Annotated in this window: 13 protein-coding genes; 6 read left to right on the top strand and 7 right to left on the bottom strand. The window is 59.4% G+C overall.

Annotated elements, in window-relative coordinates:
- Nucleotide 1 precedes the first annotated feature (1 nt).
- Together hisF and GHO42_RS22840 are read left to right on the top strand one after the other, a co-directional pair.
- Nucleotides 2-772, top strand: a complete 771-nt coding sequence (hisF, locus tag GHO42_RS22845) for an imidazole glycerol phosphate synthase subunit HisF (protein WP_048383956.1) — start codon at nt 2-4, stop codon at nt 770-772.
- Between the two features lie 72 nt (nt 773-844).
- Complete coding sequence (locus tag GHO42_RS22840) at nt 845-1,600, top strand: ABC transporter substrate-binding protein (protein WP_095000785.1); 756 nt, start codon at nt 845-847, stop codon at nt 1,598-1,600.
- A 70-nt stretch (nt 1,601-1,670) separates the two neighbouring features.
- On the opposite strand, the gene GHO42_RS22835 is transcribed toward GHO42_RS22840, so the two are convergent.
- The 4 genes from GHO42_RS22835 to gpmI form a co-directional block, all read right to left on the bottom strand.
- Complete coding sequence (locus tag GHO42_RS22835; RefSeq protein ID WP_095017756.1) at nt 1,671-2,453, bottom strand: divergent polysaccharide deacetylase family protein; 783 nt, start codon at nt 2,451-2,453, stop codon at nt 1,671-1,673.
- A 1-nt stretch (nt 2,454) separates the two neighbouring features.
- On the bottom strand, nt 2,455-3,771 hold the full coding sequence (locus GHO42_RS22830; protein WP_095000787.1) for a S41 family peptidase: 1,317 nt from the start codon (nt 3,769-3,771) through the stop codon (nt 2,455-2,457).
- 35 nt (nt 3,772-3,806) lie between these two features.
- On the bottom strand, nt 3,807-5,093 hold the full coding sequence (locus GHO42_RS22825; RefSeq protein ID WP_095000788.1) for a murein hydrolase activator EnvC: 1,287 nt from the start codon (nt 5,091-5,093) through the stop codon (nt 3,807-3,809).
- A gap of 195 nt (nt 5,094-5,288) precedes the next feature.
- Nucleotides 5,289-6,824 carry a 2,3-bisphosphoglycerate-independent phosphoglycerate mutase gene (gpmI, locus tag GHO42_RS22820; RefSeq protein WP_095017755.1) on the bottom strand — a complete coding sequence of 512 codons (1,536 nt, stop codon included), beginning with the start codon at nt 6,822-6,824 and terminating at the stop codon, nt 5,289-5,291.
- A gap of 148 nt (nt 6,825-6,972) precedes the next feature.
- Between gpmI and GHO42_RS22815 the strand changes: the two genes are divergently transcribed.
- Genes GHO42_RS22815 through secB form a run of 3 tightly spaced genes read left to right on the top strand, consistent with a single transcriptional unit; the run spans nt 6,973 to nt 8,170 of the window.
- A complete protein-coding gene (locus GHO42_RS22815; RefSeq protein WP_086799305.1) occupies nt 6,973-7,386 on the top strand; it encodes a rhodanese-like domain-containing protein in 414 nt (137 codons plus the stop codon).
- Between the two features lie 2 nt (nt 7,387-7,388).
- Complete coding sequence (gene grxC, locus GHO42_RS22810) at nt 7,389-7,643, top strand: glutaredoxin 3 (RefSeq protein ID WP_095000790.1); 255 nt, start codon at nt 7,389-7,391, stop codon at nt 7,641-7,643.
- Between the two features lie 41 nt (nt 7,644-7,684).
- On the top strand, nt 7,685-8,170 hold the full coding sequence (gene secB, locus GHO42_RS22805; RefSeq protein WP_003438592.1) for a protein-export chaperone SecB: 486 nt from the start codon (nt 7,685-7,687) through the stop codon (nt 8,168-8,170).
- Nucleotides 8,171-8,312: 142 nt separating this feature from the next.
- Here the strand turns inward: secB and trmL are convergent, their stop codons facing one another.
- Nucleotides 8,313-8,768, bottom strand: coding sequence for a tRNA (uridine(34)/cytosine(34)/5-carboxymethylaminomethyluridine(34)-2'-O)-methyltransferase TrmL (trmL, locus tag GHO42_RS22800; protein WP_095000791.1), 456 nt, complete (start codon nt 8,766-8,768; stop codon nt 8,313-8,315).
- Between trmL and GHO42_RS22795 the strand changes: the two genes are divergently transcribed.
- Nucleotides 8,767-9,204: a hypothetical protein gene (locus GHO42_RS22795; RefSeq protein ID WP_095017754.1), complete on the top strand. Its 438-nt coding sequence runs from the start codon at nt 8,767-8,769 to the stop codon at nt 9,202-9,204. The two genes, trmL and GHO42_RS22795, sit on opposite strands and share 2 nt — an antisense overlap.
- Nucleotides 9,205-9,656: 452 nt before the next feature.
- Here the strand turns inward: GHO42_RS22795 and ntrC are convergent, their stop codons facing one another.
- Both ntrC and glnL read right to left on the bottom strand, forming a co-directional pair.
- Complete coding sequence (ntrC, locus tag GHO42_RS22790; protein WP_088378458.1) at nt 9,657-11,090, bottom strand: nitrogen regulation protein NR(I); 1,434 nt, start codon at nt 11,088-11,090, stop codon at nt 9,657-9,659.
- Nucleotides 11,087-12,172, bottom strand: a complete 1,086-nt coding sequence (gene glnL / locus GHO42_RS22785; protein WP_095000793.1) for a nitrogen regulation protein NR(II) — start codon at nt 12,170-12,172, stop codon at nt 11,087-11,089. Before glnL ends, ntrC begins: the two co-directional genes overlap by 4 nt.
- Nucleotides 12,173-12,529 lie beyond the last annotated feature (357 nt).

Genomic DNA, 12,529 nt, shown 5'->3' with positions numbered 1-12,529 from the left:
CATGGCGCTGGCCAAACGCATCATCCCTTGCCTGGACGTGGATAACGGCCGGGTCGTAAAGGGCGTCAAGTTCGAGAACATTCGCGATGCTGGCGACCCGGTAGAGATCGCCCGTCGTTACGATGAGCAGGGTGCTGACGAGATTACCTTTCTCGATATCACTGCCAGCGTCGATGGGCGCGACACCACGCTGCATACAGTCGAACGCATGGCCAGTCAGGTGTTTATCCCGTTGACCGTAGGTGGCGGGGTGCGCTGCATCCAGGACATACGCAACCTGCTCAATGCCGGTGCCGACAAAGTCTCGATCAATACCGCAGCGGTGTTTAACCCGGAGTTTGTGGGCGAAGCGGCGCAACATTTTGGCTCGCAGTGCATTGTGGTCGCCATTGATGCCAAGAAAGTCTCCTTGCCGGGCGAAACCCCGCGCTGGGAAATTTTCACCCACGGCGGGCGCAAGCCAACCGGGCTCGACGCGGTCGAGTGGGCCATGAAGATGGAAGGCCTGGGCGCCGGCGAAATCCTGTTGACCAGCATGGATCAGGACGGCATGAAAAATGGCTTCGATCTGGGTGTTACCCGCGCAATCAGTGATGCACTGGGCATTCCGGTGATTGCCTCGGGCGGTGTCGGTAACCTCCAGCATCTGGCTGACGGCATTCTGGAAGGTCACGCCAGTGCAGTGCTGGCGGCGAGTATTTTCCACTTTGGTGAATACACGGTGCCAGAGGCCAAGGCGTACATGGCAGAGCGCGGAATCGTGGTTCGCTAAGGCCAAAGGCTACTGGACAGCATGGCGTGCCCACGGCACTCTTGAGCACGCCATGGATTCAGGTCGCCTGTCATGTTTAAACGCTTTGTGCCTATTCTCGTCAGTTCCACCATGTGGCTGGCGAGTACCGCTTTTGCGGCTGATACGTCGAACTCATCGATCGTGTTACTGACTGAAAACTTCCCGCCGTACAACATGGCCAAAAACGGCAAGAATTTTGCGCAGAACGATAATATTGAAGGTATCGCCGTCGATATCCTGCGTGAAACCTTTAAACGTGCCGGCATCCCCTACAGCATGACCCTGCGTTTCCCTTGGGAGCGTATCTACCACCTTGCCCTCGAAAAACCCGGATACGGTGTGTTTGTCACCGCCCGCGTGCCCGAGCGTGAAAAGCTGTTCAAATGGGTCGGCCCTATTGGTCCTGATGACTGGGTGTTGCTGGCCCGAGGGGATAGCCCGATTACCCTGACGTCCCTCGAACAGGCCCGCCAGTATCGGGTGGGCGCTTACAAGGGCGACGCCATTGCCTTGTCCCTAGAGAAGCAGGGGCTGGCGCCGGTGATTGTGCTGCGCGATCAGGACAACGCCCGCAAGTTGCAGGCCGGGCAAATCGACTTGTGGGCCACAGGTGCTCCAGCTGGCCAATTTTTGGCGCGTCAGGTAGGGATTTCAGGGTTCAAGACGGTGTTGCGTTTCAATCAGGCCGAGCTGTTTTTGGCGCTGAACAAAGACGTGCCGGACGAGGTGGTGAGCAAGTTGCAGAAGGCGCTGGATGAGTTAAAGGCAGAAGGCGTGGATGAGAAAATCCGCGCAAAGTACCTGTAACACACAGAGCGTGTAGCCGCTGACGAGGAACGAAGGCTGCGCTCCTCAGCGGCTACAAATGGCACGGGTCTCAGCGATAAACCCCATCCTTCCCATGCCCGGCCATCGCCTTGTTGCTGCGCACGCCGATCATTTGCCTGATATCGATCCAGTCAATGCCCTGGGCCTTGAGCTTGGGCAGCTCCCGTTCAAGCACGGCGAGGGTTTGCGGGTAGGGATGGCCGATCATCACCGCCGAACCTTGCTTGCGCGCCAGATTGATCGCGGTGTGCAGTTGTGTGGTGATCGCCTGCTCGGTACGTACGTCATCGAGAAACACATCCCGCGAAACACTGGCCAGGCCGATTTTTTGCGCCTCGGCCGCCGCGACCGTCTGCGCGCTGGTGCGGCTGTCGACAAAGAATTTGTGACGTTGCTGCAAGTTGCCCATCAGCCAGGCCATCGCTTGTGGCTGGGAGGTCATGCGGCTGCCCATGTGGTTGTTGATACCGCTGGTGTAGGGCACTGCCTTGAACGCGGCGTTGAGGCGCTTTTCAAGTTCGTCGACAGGCAGGTCCGGGTGCCAGGCAAAGGGCCCGGTGGCCGGGTCCATTGGCATGTGCAAAATGACGATCTTGCCGGCCTTGTGGGCTTCGCGGGCAAATTCGGCAGCATGGGGGGTGTCGGGCATCACGGCGGTGGTGACCGGGCCGGGCAGCGCCAGCACGCGGCGGTCCCGGGGCAGGTTTTGCCCAAGGTCATCGATAATCAGGCTCAGGTAAGCCTTGTGCGGTGTGGCGGGCGCGCTGACCGGTGCCGCGTGGGCGGTACCGGTCAGGCAGCAGAGCAGGGTGAGGGCCAGGGAAAGACGCACCTCAGTTGCCGCGTGTGATGCTCAAGCCTTTAAGCAGGCTCAGGGCCTGGCTCAGCTGGAAGTCATCGTCCTGGGGCATCGGCTTGGCTTTGGGGCCGGAGCCGGTCGGCTTGTCGGCACCGCCGTTACCATTGCCGAGGTGACCTTGCAGGTCGGCCTCTTTGTAGTACTCGGTGTCTTGCTCGCGGGTGATCCTGGCGCGGCTGACTTCGATATCCGGAACAATGCCCTGGGCCTGGATCGAGCGCCCGTTCGGAGTGAAGTACAGCGCCGTGGTGATCTTCAGCGCGCGGTCATTGTTCAACGGCAGTACGGTTTGCACCGAGCCCTTACCGAAGCTGGTGGTGCCCATCACCACACCACGCTTCTGATCCTGCAAGGCACCGGCGACGATCTCTGACGCCGAGGCGCTGCCGCCGTTGATCAGTACCACCAATGGCACGCCTTCGCTCAGATCCTTGCCGGTAGCCGAGAAACGCAGCTCAGAGTTGGCGATACGGCCCTTGGTATAGACGATCAGACCTTTGGTGATGAAATGGTCTACCACTTCAACTGCCGACTGCAGCACGCCGCCCGGGTTGTTGCGCAGGTCAAGGATGATGCCCTTGAGGCGCTTGTTGCCGTTTTCCCTGCGCAGTTTGGACAGCGCAGCGGCCACTTCTTCGCCAGTCTTGACCTGGAACTGGGTAATGCGGATGTAGCCGTAGCCGTCTTCAAGCAGCTGGGCCTTGACGCTCTTGACCTGGATATTGGCCCGGGTCAGGGTTACGTCAAACGGTGCGCCACCGTTGCGTACCAGGGTCAGGGTGATTTTCTGACCGATCTTGCCGCGCATTTTGTCTACGGCCTCGGTCATGCTCAGGCCACGGGTGGGCTGACCATTGATCTTGACGATTAAGTCACCGGCCTGGATGCCGGCTTTGCTGGCAGGGGTGTCGTCGATCGGCGAGACGATCTTGATGTTGCCGTCTTCAGTGCCGACTTCAATGCCCAACCCGCCAAATTCGCCGCTGGTGCTTTCCTGCAGCTCGGCGAAATCTTCCGGCCCCAGGTAGGCAGAATGCGGGTCGAGGTTGCTGAGCATGCCCTTGATGGCATTCTCCAGCAGGGTTTTGTCGTCTACCGGCTCAACATAGGCGGCCTTGATCCGATCCATGACCTCGGCAAATGTGCGCAGCTCTTCCAGAGGCAGCGGTGCCTTGGCGCTGGTAGCAGCCCCGGCTGGCGGAATGCTCGGCTCGGCAGCAAATGCCAATGGCGAGCCGATCAGCAGAGCGATCGTCAGGGCCAGCGAGTTGAGGCGGGACAAATGCGGCATGTTGAGCGAACTCCTACGTATTAAAGGTGATGGACTCATCCCTGAGTGCGACACCATTGTGCAGGGTCGCTTGGGCGTCCCTGCTGACGAATAGCAAAATACAGTGCTGGCGTGGCCTGACCACCGCTGTTGCCCACGGTGGAAATTACCTCGCCGGCTTTTACAACGTCGCCGGCAGACTTGAGCAACGTCTGATTGTGGCCATACAAGCTTAAGAAACCATTACCGTGGTCCAGAATCACCAGTTGGCCTGCACCGCGCAGCCAGTCGGCAAACACCACGCGCCCGCCGTGTACGGCGTGTACCTGGGTGCCGGCACCGGCGCTGATCATCACGCCGTCCCACTTGGTGCGCGAGTCGTCGCCACGGGTTTCACCGAAACGTGCAAGCAGTCGACCATCAACTGGCCATGGAAGTTTGCCCCGGGCTTGAGAAAAAGCACCGCCGTAAGACGCACCTGCGCTGGAGACCAATGGCCCCGGTGTAGATTGCACCGGTTTTCGCGGGGCATCGGTAACGACCGATGCAGCCTCGCGCTGGCGTTTTTTCTCGGCTTCCTGCTGCGCAATCAGGGCTTTTTGCCGCGCCTGCTCGGCTTCGCGGGCCTGGCGGGCGAGGGTTTCTTCGATGGTCTTGAGGACTTTCGCCAGATCGGCCTGATCCTGCTCGCGGGCCTGCAACTTCTGGTCGCGGTCCTTTACGTCGGTATTGAGCTTGGCCAGCACTTGCTGGCGCTCTGCACGCACCTTGTCGAGCTCGGCGCGCTGGGTGTCCAGGCTGCTTTTCTGGGTCAGCAATTGCGCTTGCTGCAAGTTGATATCGGCCTCGACATTGGCCAGTTGGCGCAGTGTCTCGTTGAAGCCTTTGAGCTGGGCCAGACGGGCTTCGCTCAAGTAGTCGTAATAAGTGAGGGTTCGGGCGAACTTCTCGGGGTTTTGCTGGTTGAGCAGCATCTTCAGGTATTCCTGACGCCCACCCTGATAGGCGGCGCGGGCCTGAATGGCGATCAGGCGTTGCTGTTCAAGTTTTGCGCTGTGGAGTTTTTTTTTCTCGCTATCTAGGCGCAGCAGCTCGCCTTCACTCTTTTTTAGTTCTTGTTGCAGGGTTTCAACCTGCTTCTCCAGCTTGCCGATTTCGGTTTCGGTACCGCGAAGGTCTTTCTGCACGCCGGACTTTTCTTCCTGCAGCTTGCCCAGGAGCTTTTTCAGCTCGCTGATATCCTGGCGCGTGGCATCCAGCTGCTGTTGGGTTTGCGCGCGCTCGTCGGCAAACGCCGGTTGGAGCATGCATGCGAGGGTCAAGGCTATAAGGGCGCGAAGCATGGGGCGGGCGACACCTGGGGAACGGGACGGCCTAGTATGCCCGCCCTCGTCACCTATAAGAAATGGATGAAGGTGAAATTGTAGCCGTTGATCCTGTGGGAGCGGGCTTGCTCGCGATAGCATCACCACGCAATGCCTGATGCACCGCGTCGCCGGTATCGCGAGCAAGCCCGCTCCCACAGGCATTGCGTTGTTTTAAGCGTCGACCAGAATCGATTTGCCGGTCATCTCTTGCGGCTGTGGCAGCCCCAGCAGTTTGAGCATGGTGGGTGCCACGTCGGCCAGCACGCCGCCTTCGCGAACTTTGAGCGAGCGCTTTCCTACATAGATAAACGGCACGGGCTCACAGGTGTGGGCGGTATGCGCCTGGCCTGTGGACTCGTCTTCCATCTGCTCCACGTTGCCGTGGTCAGCGGTGATCAGGGCTTCGCCGCCGACCTTGTCCAGTGCTTCCACGATACGGCCCACGCAGGCATCCAGGCATTCAACTGCCTTGACGGCTGCGTCGAATACGCCGCTGTGGCCAACCATGTCGCCATTGGCGTAGTTGACCACGATCACGTCATAACGCTGGTTTTCGATGGCATCGACGATATGGTCGGTGACTTCGGGGGCGCTCATTTCCGGTTGCAGGTCGTAGGTGGCGACTTTCGGCGACGGCACCAGAATGCGCTCTTCACCCGGGAACGGCTCTTCACGGCCGCCCGAGAAGAAGAAGGTCACATGGGCATACTTCTCGGTTTCTGCAATGCGCAACTGGGTTTTGCCGTTTTTGGCCAGGTAATCGCCCAGTACGTTTTCCAGGCTGCCGGGCGCGAATGCGCTGGGTGCCGGGATACTGGCAGCGTATTGGGTCAGCATCACGAAACCGGCCAGTTTTGGCTGGCGGGCGCGGGCGAAGGCGTTGAAATCATCTTCAACGAATACACGGGTCAGCTCGCGGGCGCGGTCGGCGCGGAAGTTCATAAAGACCACGGCGTCGCCGTCTTCCACTTTCACCGGCTCGCCGATGGTCGTGGCTTTGACGAATTCGTCGCTTTCGCCACGTGCGTAGGCAGCTTCCAGGCCTTCCTGGGCGGTAGCGGCGTTGAACTCGCCCTTGCCGTCGACGATCAGGTTGTAGGCCTGCTCTACGCGGTCCCAGCGATTGTCACGGTCCATGGCGAAGTAACGGCCGATCAGGCTGGCGATACGGCCTTTGCCCAGGTCCTTGAACGCTTCGTCCAGCAGTTCAATGGAAGATGAGGCACTTTTTGGCGGGGTGTCGCGGCCATCAAGGAAGGCGTGCAGGTAGATTTTTTCTGCGCCGCGCTTGAATGCCAGCTCGGCCATTGCGATCAGGTGGTCCTGATGGCTGTGAACACCACCATCGGACAGCAGGCCCAGGATGTGCACGGCCTTGCCTGCAGCCACGGCCTTGTCGACCGCGGCGCAAATGGTCGGGTTTTCAAAGAACTCGCCATCGCGGATGGATTTGGTGACACGGGTGAAATCCTGATACACCACGCGGCCGGCGCCCAGGTTCATGTGGCCGACCTCGGAGTTGCCCATCTGGCCGTCAGGCAGCCCGACATCCATGCCCGAACCCGAGATCAGGCCGTTCGGCATGCTCGCGCAAAGACGATCCAGCACCGGTTTCTTGGCCGAATAAACGGCGTTGTATTCGTGACTTTCACTGTGACCGAAGCCATCCAGGATGATCAGGACCAAAGGTTTAGGCGTGGTAGTCATAGATCCCACTCGTGGCTGGTTTATAAGAAGGTATACAGAGGACGCGCAGTTTAAAGCGAAGTTCATGTGGCGTCACCGCCGGGCGGGGTTTGGCCGACCAAGGTGGCTGTGTATACTGGCCCACATTTTACGACCCTGGAACCTTCTGATGGTTGAGCACCTGATTGCATTTGCGACTTCCCACTACCTGCTTGTAGGCGCGTTTGTCATCCTGCTGGCGCTGTTGATCGCCCACGAGATGAGCCGTGGCGGGCGCAGCATCAGCACGGGCGAACTGACCGGCCTGGTCAATCGCGACGAAGGTGTGGTGATTGATATTCGCCCGGCCAAGGATTTTGCCGCCGGCCACATCGTGGGTGCTATTAATATCCCGCAAGACAAACTGATGGCGCGCATTGCCGAGCTGGACAAGCACAAGGGCAAGACCATCATTCTGGTAGACGCTGCCGGCCAGCACTCGGGCGGCCATGCCCGTGAGCTGCTCAAGGCTGGTTACAATGCTGCCAAGCTGTCTGGCGGCATTTCCAGCTGGCGCGCTGACAACCTGCCAGTGGTGAAGTAACTATGTCCAAGGTCATCGTTTACTCCAGCGACTATTGCCCTTATTGCATGCGTGCCAAGGCTCTGCTTGAGAACAAGGGTATTGCCTTCGAAGAGATCAAAGTCGACGGCAAGCCACAGGTACGTGCCGAGATGGCTCAGAAGGCAGGCCGCACGTCGGTTCCGCAAATCTGGATTGGCGACAAGCATGTTGGCGGATGCGATGACCTGTTTGCTCTGGAGCGCGCAGGTAAATTGGATGCGCTGCTGAACGTCTGACTCTCATTCTCTATAAGCCCCAAGATCAACAAGGATCTGTGATGACTGACCAACAGAACACCGCTGCTGTTAGCGATGAAGACACCGCTCCACAATTCTCCCTGCAGCGCATCTACGTGCGTGACCTGTCGTTCGAAGCGCCGAAAAGCCCGGCGATCTTCCGCCAGCAGTGGGAACCGAGCGTTGGCCTGGACCTGAACACCCGTCAAAAGCCGCTGGAAGGCGACTTCCACGAAGTGGTTCTGACCCTGTCGGTTACCGTTAAAAACGGCGACGAAGTGGCTTTTATTGCTGAAGTGCAACAGGCTGGCATCTTCCTGATCAAAAACCTTGATCCAGCGTCGATGAACCACACTCTGGGCGCGTTCTGCCCGAACATCCTGTTCCCGTATGCCCGCGAAACCCTGGACAGCCTGGTGACACGTGGCTCGTTCCCTGCGTTGATGCTGGCTCCGGTGAACTTCGATGCCCTGTACGCGCAAGAACTGCAGCGCATGCAGGAAGAAGGCAGCCCGACTGTTCAATAAACAGCCGATTGCCAAAAAAAAGCGCCTGAGGGCGCTTTTTTTGTGTGTGGGAGCGGGCTTGCTCGCGATTGAATCGCTGCGGTGCAACAGGTACATCGCGTAGCTTTCATCGCGGGCAAGCCCGCTCCCACAGGGTGTGTGTTTACTTGAAGCCTAGCTGGCGCCAGGCCTCATACACGGCGACCGCTACGGTGTTAGACAGATTCAGGCTGCGGCAGCCTTCGCGCATAGGCAGGCGCAGGCGGTGCTCGCCGTCCAGGCTGTCGAGCACTTCGGGCGGCAGGCCACGGCTTTCAGGGCCGAAGAGAAAAGCATCGCCCTCGGCAAACTGCACGTCGTGAAACGGCCTGGAGCCTTTGGTGGTAAAGGCGAACAGGCGCGGATGGCCCAGGCTTTCCAGGCAACTGGCCAGGTCGGCATGACGCTTGAGCGGCGCATACTCGTGGTAATCGAGCCCGGCACGGCGCAAGCGCTTGTCGTCCAGCTCAAAACCGATAGGCTCGATCAAATGCAGGTGGCAGCCGCTGTTGGCGCACAGCCTGATAATGTTGCCGGTATTCGGCGGAATTTCTGGTTGAAAAAGGATGACGTGAAACATGCACGGCTCCGAACTTAAAGATGGACAGCATTCTACGCTTGAAGAGGACCCGCGACCGAAACTATGGCCACGGGTTTTAGGTTCTTTGGCGATAGTCGGTGTGATGGTGGGGATGATGATCGGTCGATTGACCGCGCCAACCCCTGTGGAGCTGCAGCAGGTGGACGTGCTGCCCGGGGGCCTGGTGGTGTGGTTCAGCGCCGAGCCCAAGCTGCATGGTGAGCTGGTCGACGGCACGCTGGGGTTGCTGTTTGATGCCAGGGGCAAGGTGCAGAGCGGCCAGTTGACGTTTAACGGCAAGAGCGTGAACTGGCGGGTGCGTGATACGGATGGCGGGTTGCTGCTGACCCTGGTGGCGGCCCGTGCCTTGAAGGGCGACTGGGCCGGGGCGTCGCAAGATGGACGCTGGCGGTTGCAGGTAAACCTGCGAGAGTAATAAAAGAGGGAATTCCAGCCTGCCTGTACCGGGTTCCCCAAAAGCGCTGTGCGCGTTGATGCAAAAGGCATCAAGGCTGCGGTGTAAAAGTGGGGAGTCTTGACCTGCCTGTATCAAGGTCCCCTAAAGCGGTGTTGCGTGTAATAGGTATTGCAGGGCGCGTGCCAGTTTTTGATTTTTTGTAAAAATTGCCCCTTGAGTACGCAAAAGCCCCGGAATTCGGGGCTTTTGTTTGGGGGCTGATTTTGTTCCCGGGTTTGGCGAAAACCCTTGAGCTAGAGCTGTGCACGATATTGGGGCGGGTTGCTTGAGGGTGGTGCGGTCAGATCAAGAGCCCCTAACCCTCTTCCGCAGGGAAAGGGGACTAAAGGCAAAAGCAGATTTATGAAACACCACCCATCAGCTCCCTCTCCCTCCGGGAGAGGGTTGGGTGAGGGCGCTTTTGAACGGCTTCAAGCCTCGTCGCCCTCATCCTCGTCGCCATCGATCTTCATGCCCAGTTCCTTGATCTTGCGGGTCAAGGTATTGCGGCCCCAGCCCAACAGCACGGCAGCGTCGCGACGGCGGCCTGCGGTGTGCTTGAGCGCCGTCTCGATCATGATCCGCTCAAAGGTCGGCACTGCACTGTCGAGCAGGTTGGACTGGCCACGCCCCAGCGCCTGGTCAGCCCACTGGCGCAGTGCCTGCTCCCAGTTGGTGACAGGGGAGGCGTCCTGTTGCAGGTTGAGCAACTCGGGAGGCAGGTCGCCGATATGCACTTCGCGACCCGAAGCCATCACCGTGATCCAGCGGCAGGTGTTCTCCAGCTGGCGCACGTTGCCTGGCCAGGGCAGGTTTTTCAGGTACTGCTCGGTCTCGGCCTTGAGCAGTTTTGGCTCTACGGACAGTTCTTGCGCGGCGCTGCTGAGAAAGTGCCGGGCCAGGGTCGGGATGTCTTCGCGGCGGTCTGACAGGCGCGGAATGTGGATGCGGATTACGTTCAGACGGTGGAACAGGTCTTCACGAAACTTGCCGGCCTGCACCAGGGTTTCAAGGTTCTGGTGTGTGGCTGCGATGATGCGAACATCGACCTTGACCGGCGTGTGCCCGCCAACCCGGTAGAACTCGCCATCGGCCAGTACCCGCAGCAACCGGGTTTGGGTGTCCGCCGGCATGTCGCCGATCTCATCGAGGAACAGGGTGCCGCCATCGGCCTGCTCAAAACGGCCCCGGCGCAGGTTTGCAGCGCCAGTGAAAGCGCCTTTTTCATGGCCGAATAGCTCGGATTCCATGAGGTCCTTGGGGATCGCAGCCATGTTCAATGCGATAAATGGCGACGCGGCCCGCGGGCTGTGGCGGTGCAGGGCGTGGGCCACCAGCTCTTTGCCGGTACCTGATTCACCGTTGATCAGCACCGTGATGTTGGAGTGGCTCAGGCGGCCAATGGCACGAAACACCTCTTGCATCGCCGGGGCTTCGCCGATGATTTCCGGCGTCGGGGCCAGCGTCGGCGCCACGGCCAGGCCTTGCTGTTCCTGGGCGTGCTGGTTGGCGCGCTTGACCAGAGACACGGCGTCATCGACATCAAACGGCTTGGGCAGGTATTCGAATGCGCCGCCCTGATAGGACGCTACCGCGCTGTCCAGATCGGAATGAGCGGTCATGATGATGACCGGCAGGCGCGGGTGCTGTTCGCGGATTTTGGCGAGCAGGTCCAGACCGCTGGAGCCGGGCATGCGGATATCGGAAATGATCACGTCAGGCTGTTGGCGAGCCAGTCGGCTCATGACCCCATCGGCACTGTCGAAACTTTGTGTGGTCATGCCTTCCTGTTGCAAGGCTTTTTCCAGTACCCAGCGGATTGAACGGTCGTCGTCGACGATCCACACGGTTTCACTTCGGCTCATGTCGATGCGGCTCCTTGTTCCAGTGGTAGAAAGATCGAGAAGAGTGTGTGGCCGGGGTGGCTTTCACACTCGATCAACCCCTGGTGCTGACTGATGATGTTTTGCGTGATGGCCAGGCCAAGCCCGGTACCGTCCGGGCGGCCGCTGACCATCGGGAAAAACAGGGTGTCTTGCAGCTCGAACGGTATGCCCGGGCCGTTGTCGATAATTTCGATTTTTGTCACCAGCCGGTGGCGTATGTGGCCAATGGTGAACTGGCGCATGGCGCGGGTGCGCAGGCTGATGCGGCCCAGGCGCAGCTCATTCTGGCTGCCGATGGCCTGCATGGCGTTGCGCACGATATTGAGTACTGCCTGGATCATCTGTTCACGGTCGATCAGCAGGTCAGGCAGGCTGGGGTCATAGTCACGCACCAAAGTGATGCTGCCCTGGGTCTCGGCCTCGACCAGGTTGCACACGCGCTCCAGTACTTCGTGGACGTTGGTCATGGCCAGCGACGGCAGTTTGTTGGAACCCAGCATCCGGTCGACCAGATTACGCAGGCGATCTGCTTCTTCGATGATGACGTTGGTGTAGTCGCGCAGGTTTTCGTCGGGCAATTGCCGGGCCAACAGCTGGGCCGCACCGCGAATGCCTCCCAGAGGGTTCTTTATCTCGTGGGCCAGGCCGCGCACCAGCATCTTGCTGGTTTCTTGCTTGGACAGCTGGGCTTCTTCTTTGGTGATGCGCAGCAGACGGTCGCGGGGGTGTACCTCAAGCAACAGCATGGTGCCGCCATTGCTCAAGATGGGCGTTACGGCATAGTCCACCGTCAGGTTCTGGCCCGTCAGCGAGGTCAGCATGGCTTCGCGTTTGGTAAACGGGTGCGCTTGCTCAACTGCCTGGCGCAGCGAGTGCAGAGCCTCGGTGGACTCCGTAAAGAGCTCGCTGATGAACTGGCCGTGACTGCGTTGACCGCTGATCGCCAACAGCATCTCTGCCGCCGGGTTCATGTACTCAAGGCGCAAATCAGCATTGAGTAAAAGCGTGGCAGTGGTCAGGTTGTCGAGTAACAGTCGGTGCAGGGCGTCACTGATGGTCATGGGCCGATCCCGGATTGCGTGCGCGGTGAAGCGCTGGTGCAAGGAAAATGCAAAAACCAAACCAAGGCTCCGAAAAGAAGCGTCGCTCCCCTGAAATAGGCGTTTACAAGCTGGGCGCATATCGCCGCAGCCCGGCATGCGAGTGTTTATGAACCAAATTGGGCTGGTAAGTGCACTATCAAACTATAGTCGCACCAATATAGTGCAATTTAGATGAATGGATTCAGTTGCCTGAAAATGTGCGCGGGATATTTGCTATGGGTGCAGCCAGAGGTTGTGTGCCGCGTTCGAGCGCACATCGGTCATAAGCCCCGAGTGCGCGATGCGACACAGGCAGCGCCCACTCTGAGGTGACCA

This window comes from Pseudomonas sp. FSL R10-0056 (genome assembly GCF_009600105.1).
Lineage (GTDB): Bacteria > Pseudomonadota > Gammaproteobacteria > Pseudomonadales > Pseudomonadaceae > Aquipseudomonas > Aquipseudomonas bubulae.
Note: the sequence above shows the minus strand (reverse complement) of the source record. Positions and strands in the feature narration are given on the sequence as shown.

Bases quoted from the DNA above. Each gene is read 5' to 3' on its own strand.
- GHO42_RS22825 (WP_095000788.1), bottom strand. From the start codon at position 5,093: ATGCTTCGCGCCCTTATAGCCTTGACCCTCGCATGCATGCTCCAACCG.
- GHO42_RS22815 (WP_086799305.1), top strand. From the start codon at position 6,973: ATGGTTGAGCACCTGATTGCATTTGCGACTTCCCACTACCTGCTTGTA.
- gpmI (WP_095017755.1), bottom strand. From the start codon at position 6,824: ATGACTACCACGCCTAAACCTTTGGTCCTGATCATCCTGGATGGCTTC.
- GHO42_RS22830 (WP_095000787.1), bottom strand. From the start codon at position 3,771: ATGCCGCATTTGTCCCGCCTCAACTCGCTGGCCCTGACGATCGCTCTG.
- grxC (WP_095000790.1), top strand. From the start codon at position 7,389: ATGTCCAAGGTCATCGTTTACTCCAGCGACTATTGCCCTTATTGCATG.
- secB (WP_003438592.1), top strand. From the start codon at position 7,685: ATGACTGACCAACAGAACACCGCTGCTGTTAGCGATGAAGACACCGCT.
- glnL (WP_095000793.1), bottom strand. From the start codon at position 12,172: ATGACCATCAGTGACGCCCTGCACCGACTGTTACTCGACAACCTGACC.
- hisF (WP_048383956.1), top strand. From the start codon at position 2: ATGGCGCTGGCCAAACGCATCATCCCTTGCCTGGACGTGGATAACGGC.
- GHO42_RS22840 (WP_095000785.1), top strand. From the start codon at position 845: ATGTTTAAACGCTTTGTGCCTATTCTCGTCAGTTCCACCATGTGGCTG.
- trmL (WP_095000791.1), bottom strand. From the start codon at position 8,768: ATGTTTCACGTCATCCTTTTTCAACCAGAAATTCCGCCGAATACCGGC.
- ntrC (WP_088378458.1), bottom strand. From the start codon at position 11,090: ATGAGCCGAAGTGAAACCGTGTGGATCGTCGACGACGACCGTTCAATC.
- GHO42_RS22795 (WP_095017754.1), top strand. From the start codon at position 8,767: ATGCACGGCTCCGAACTTAAAGATGGACAGCATTCTACGCTTGAAGAG.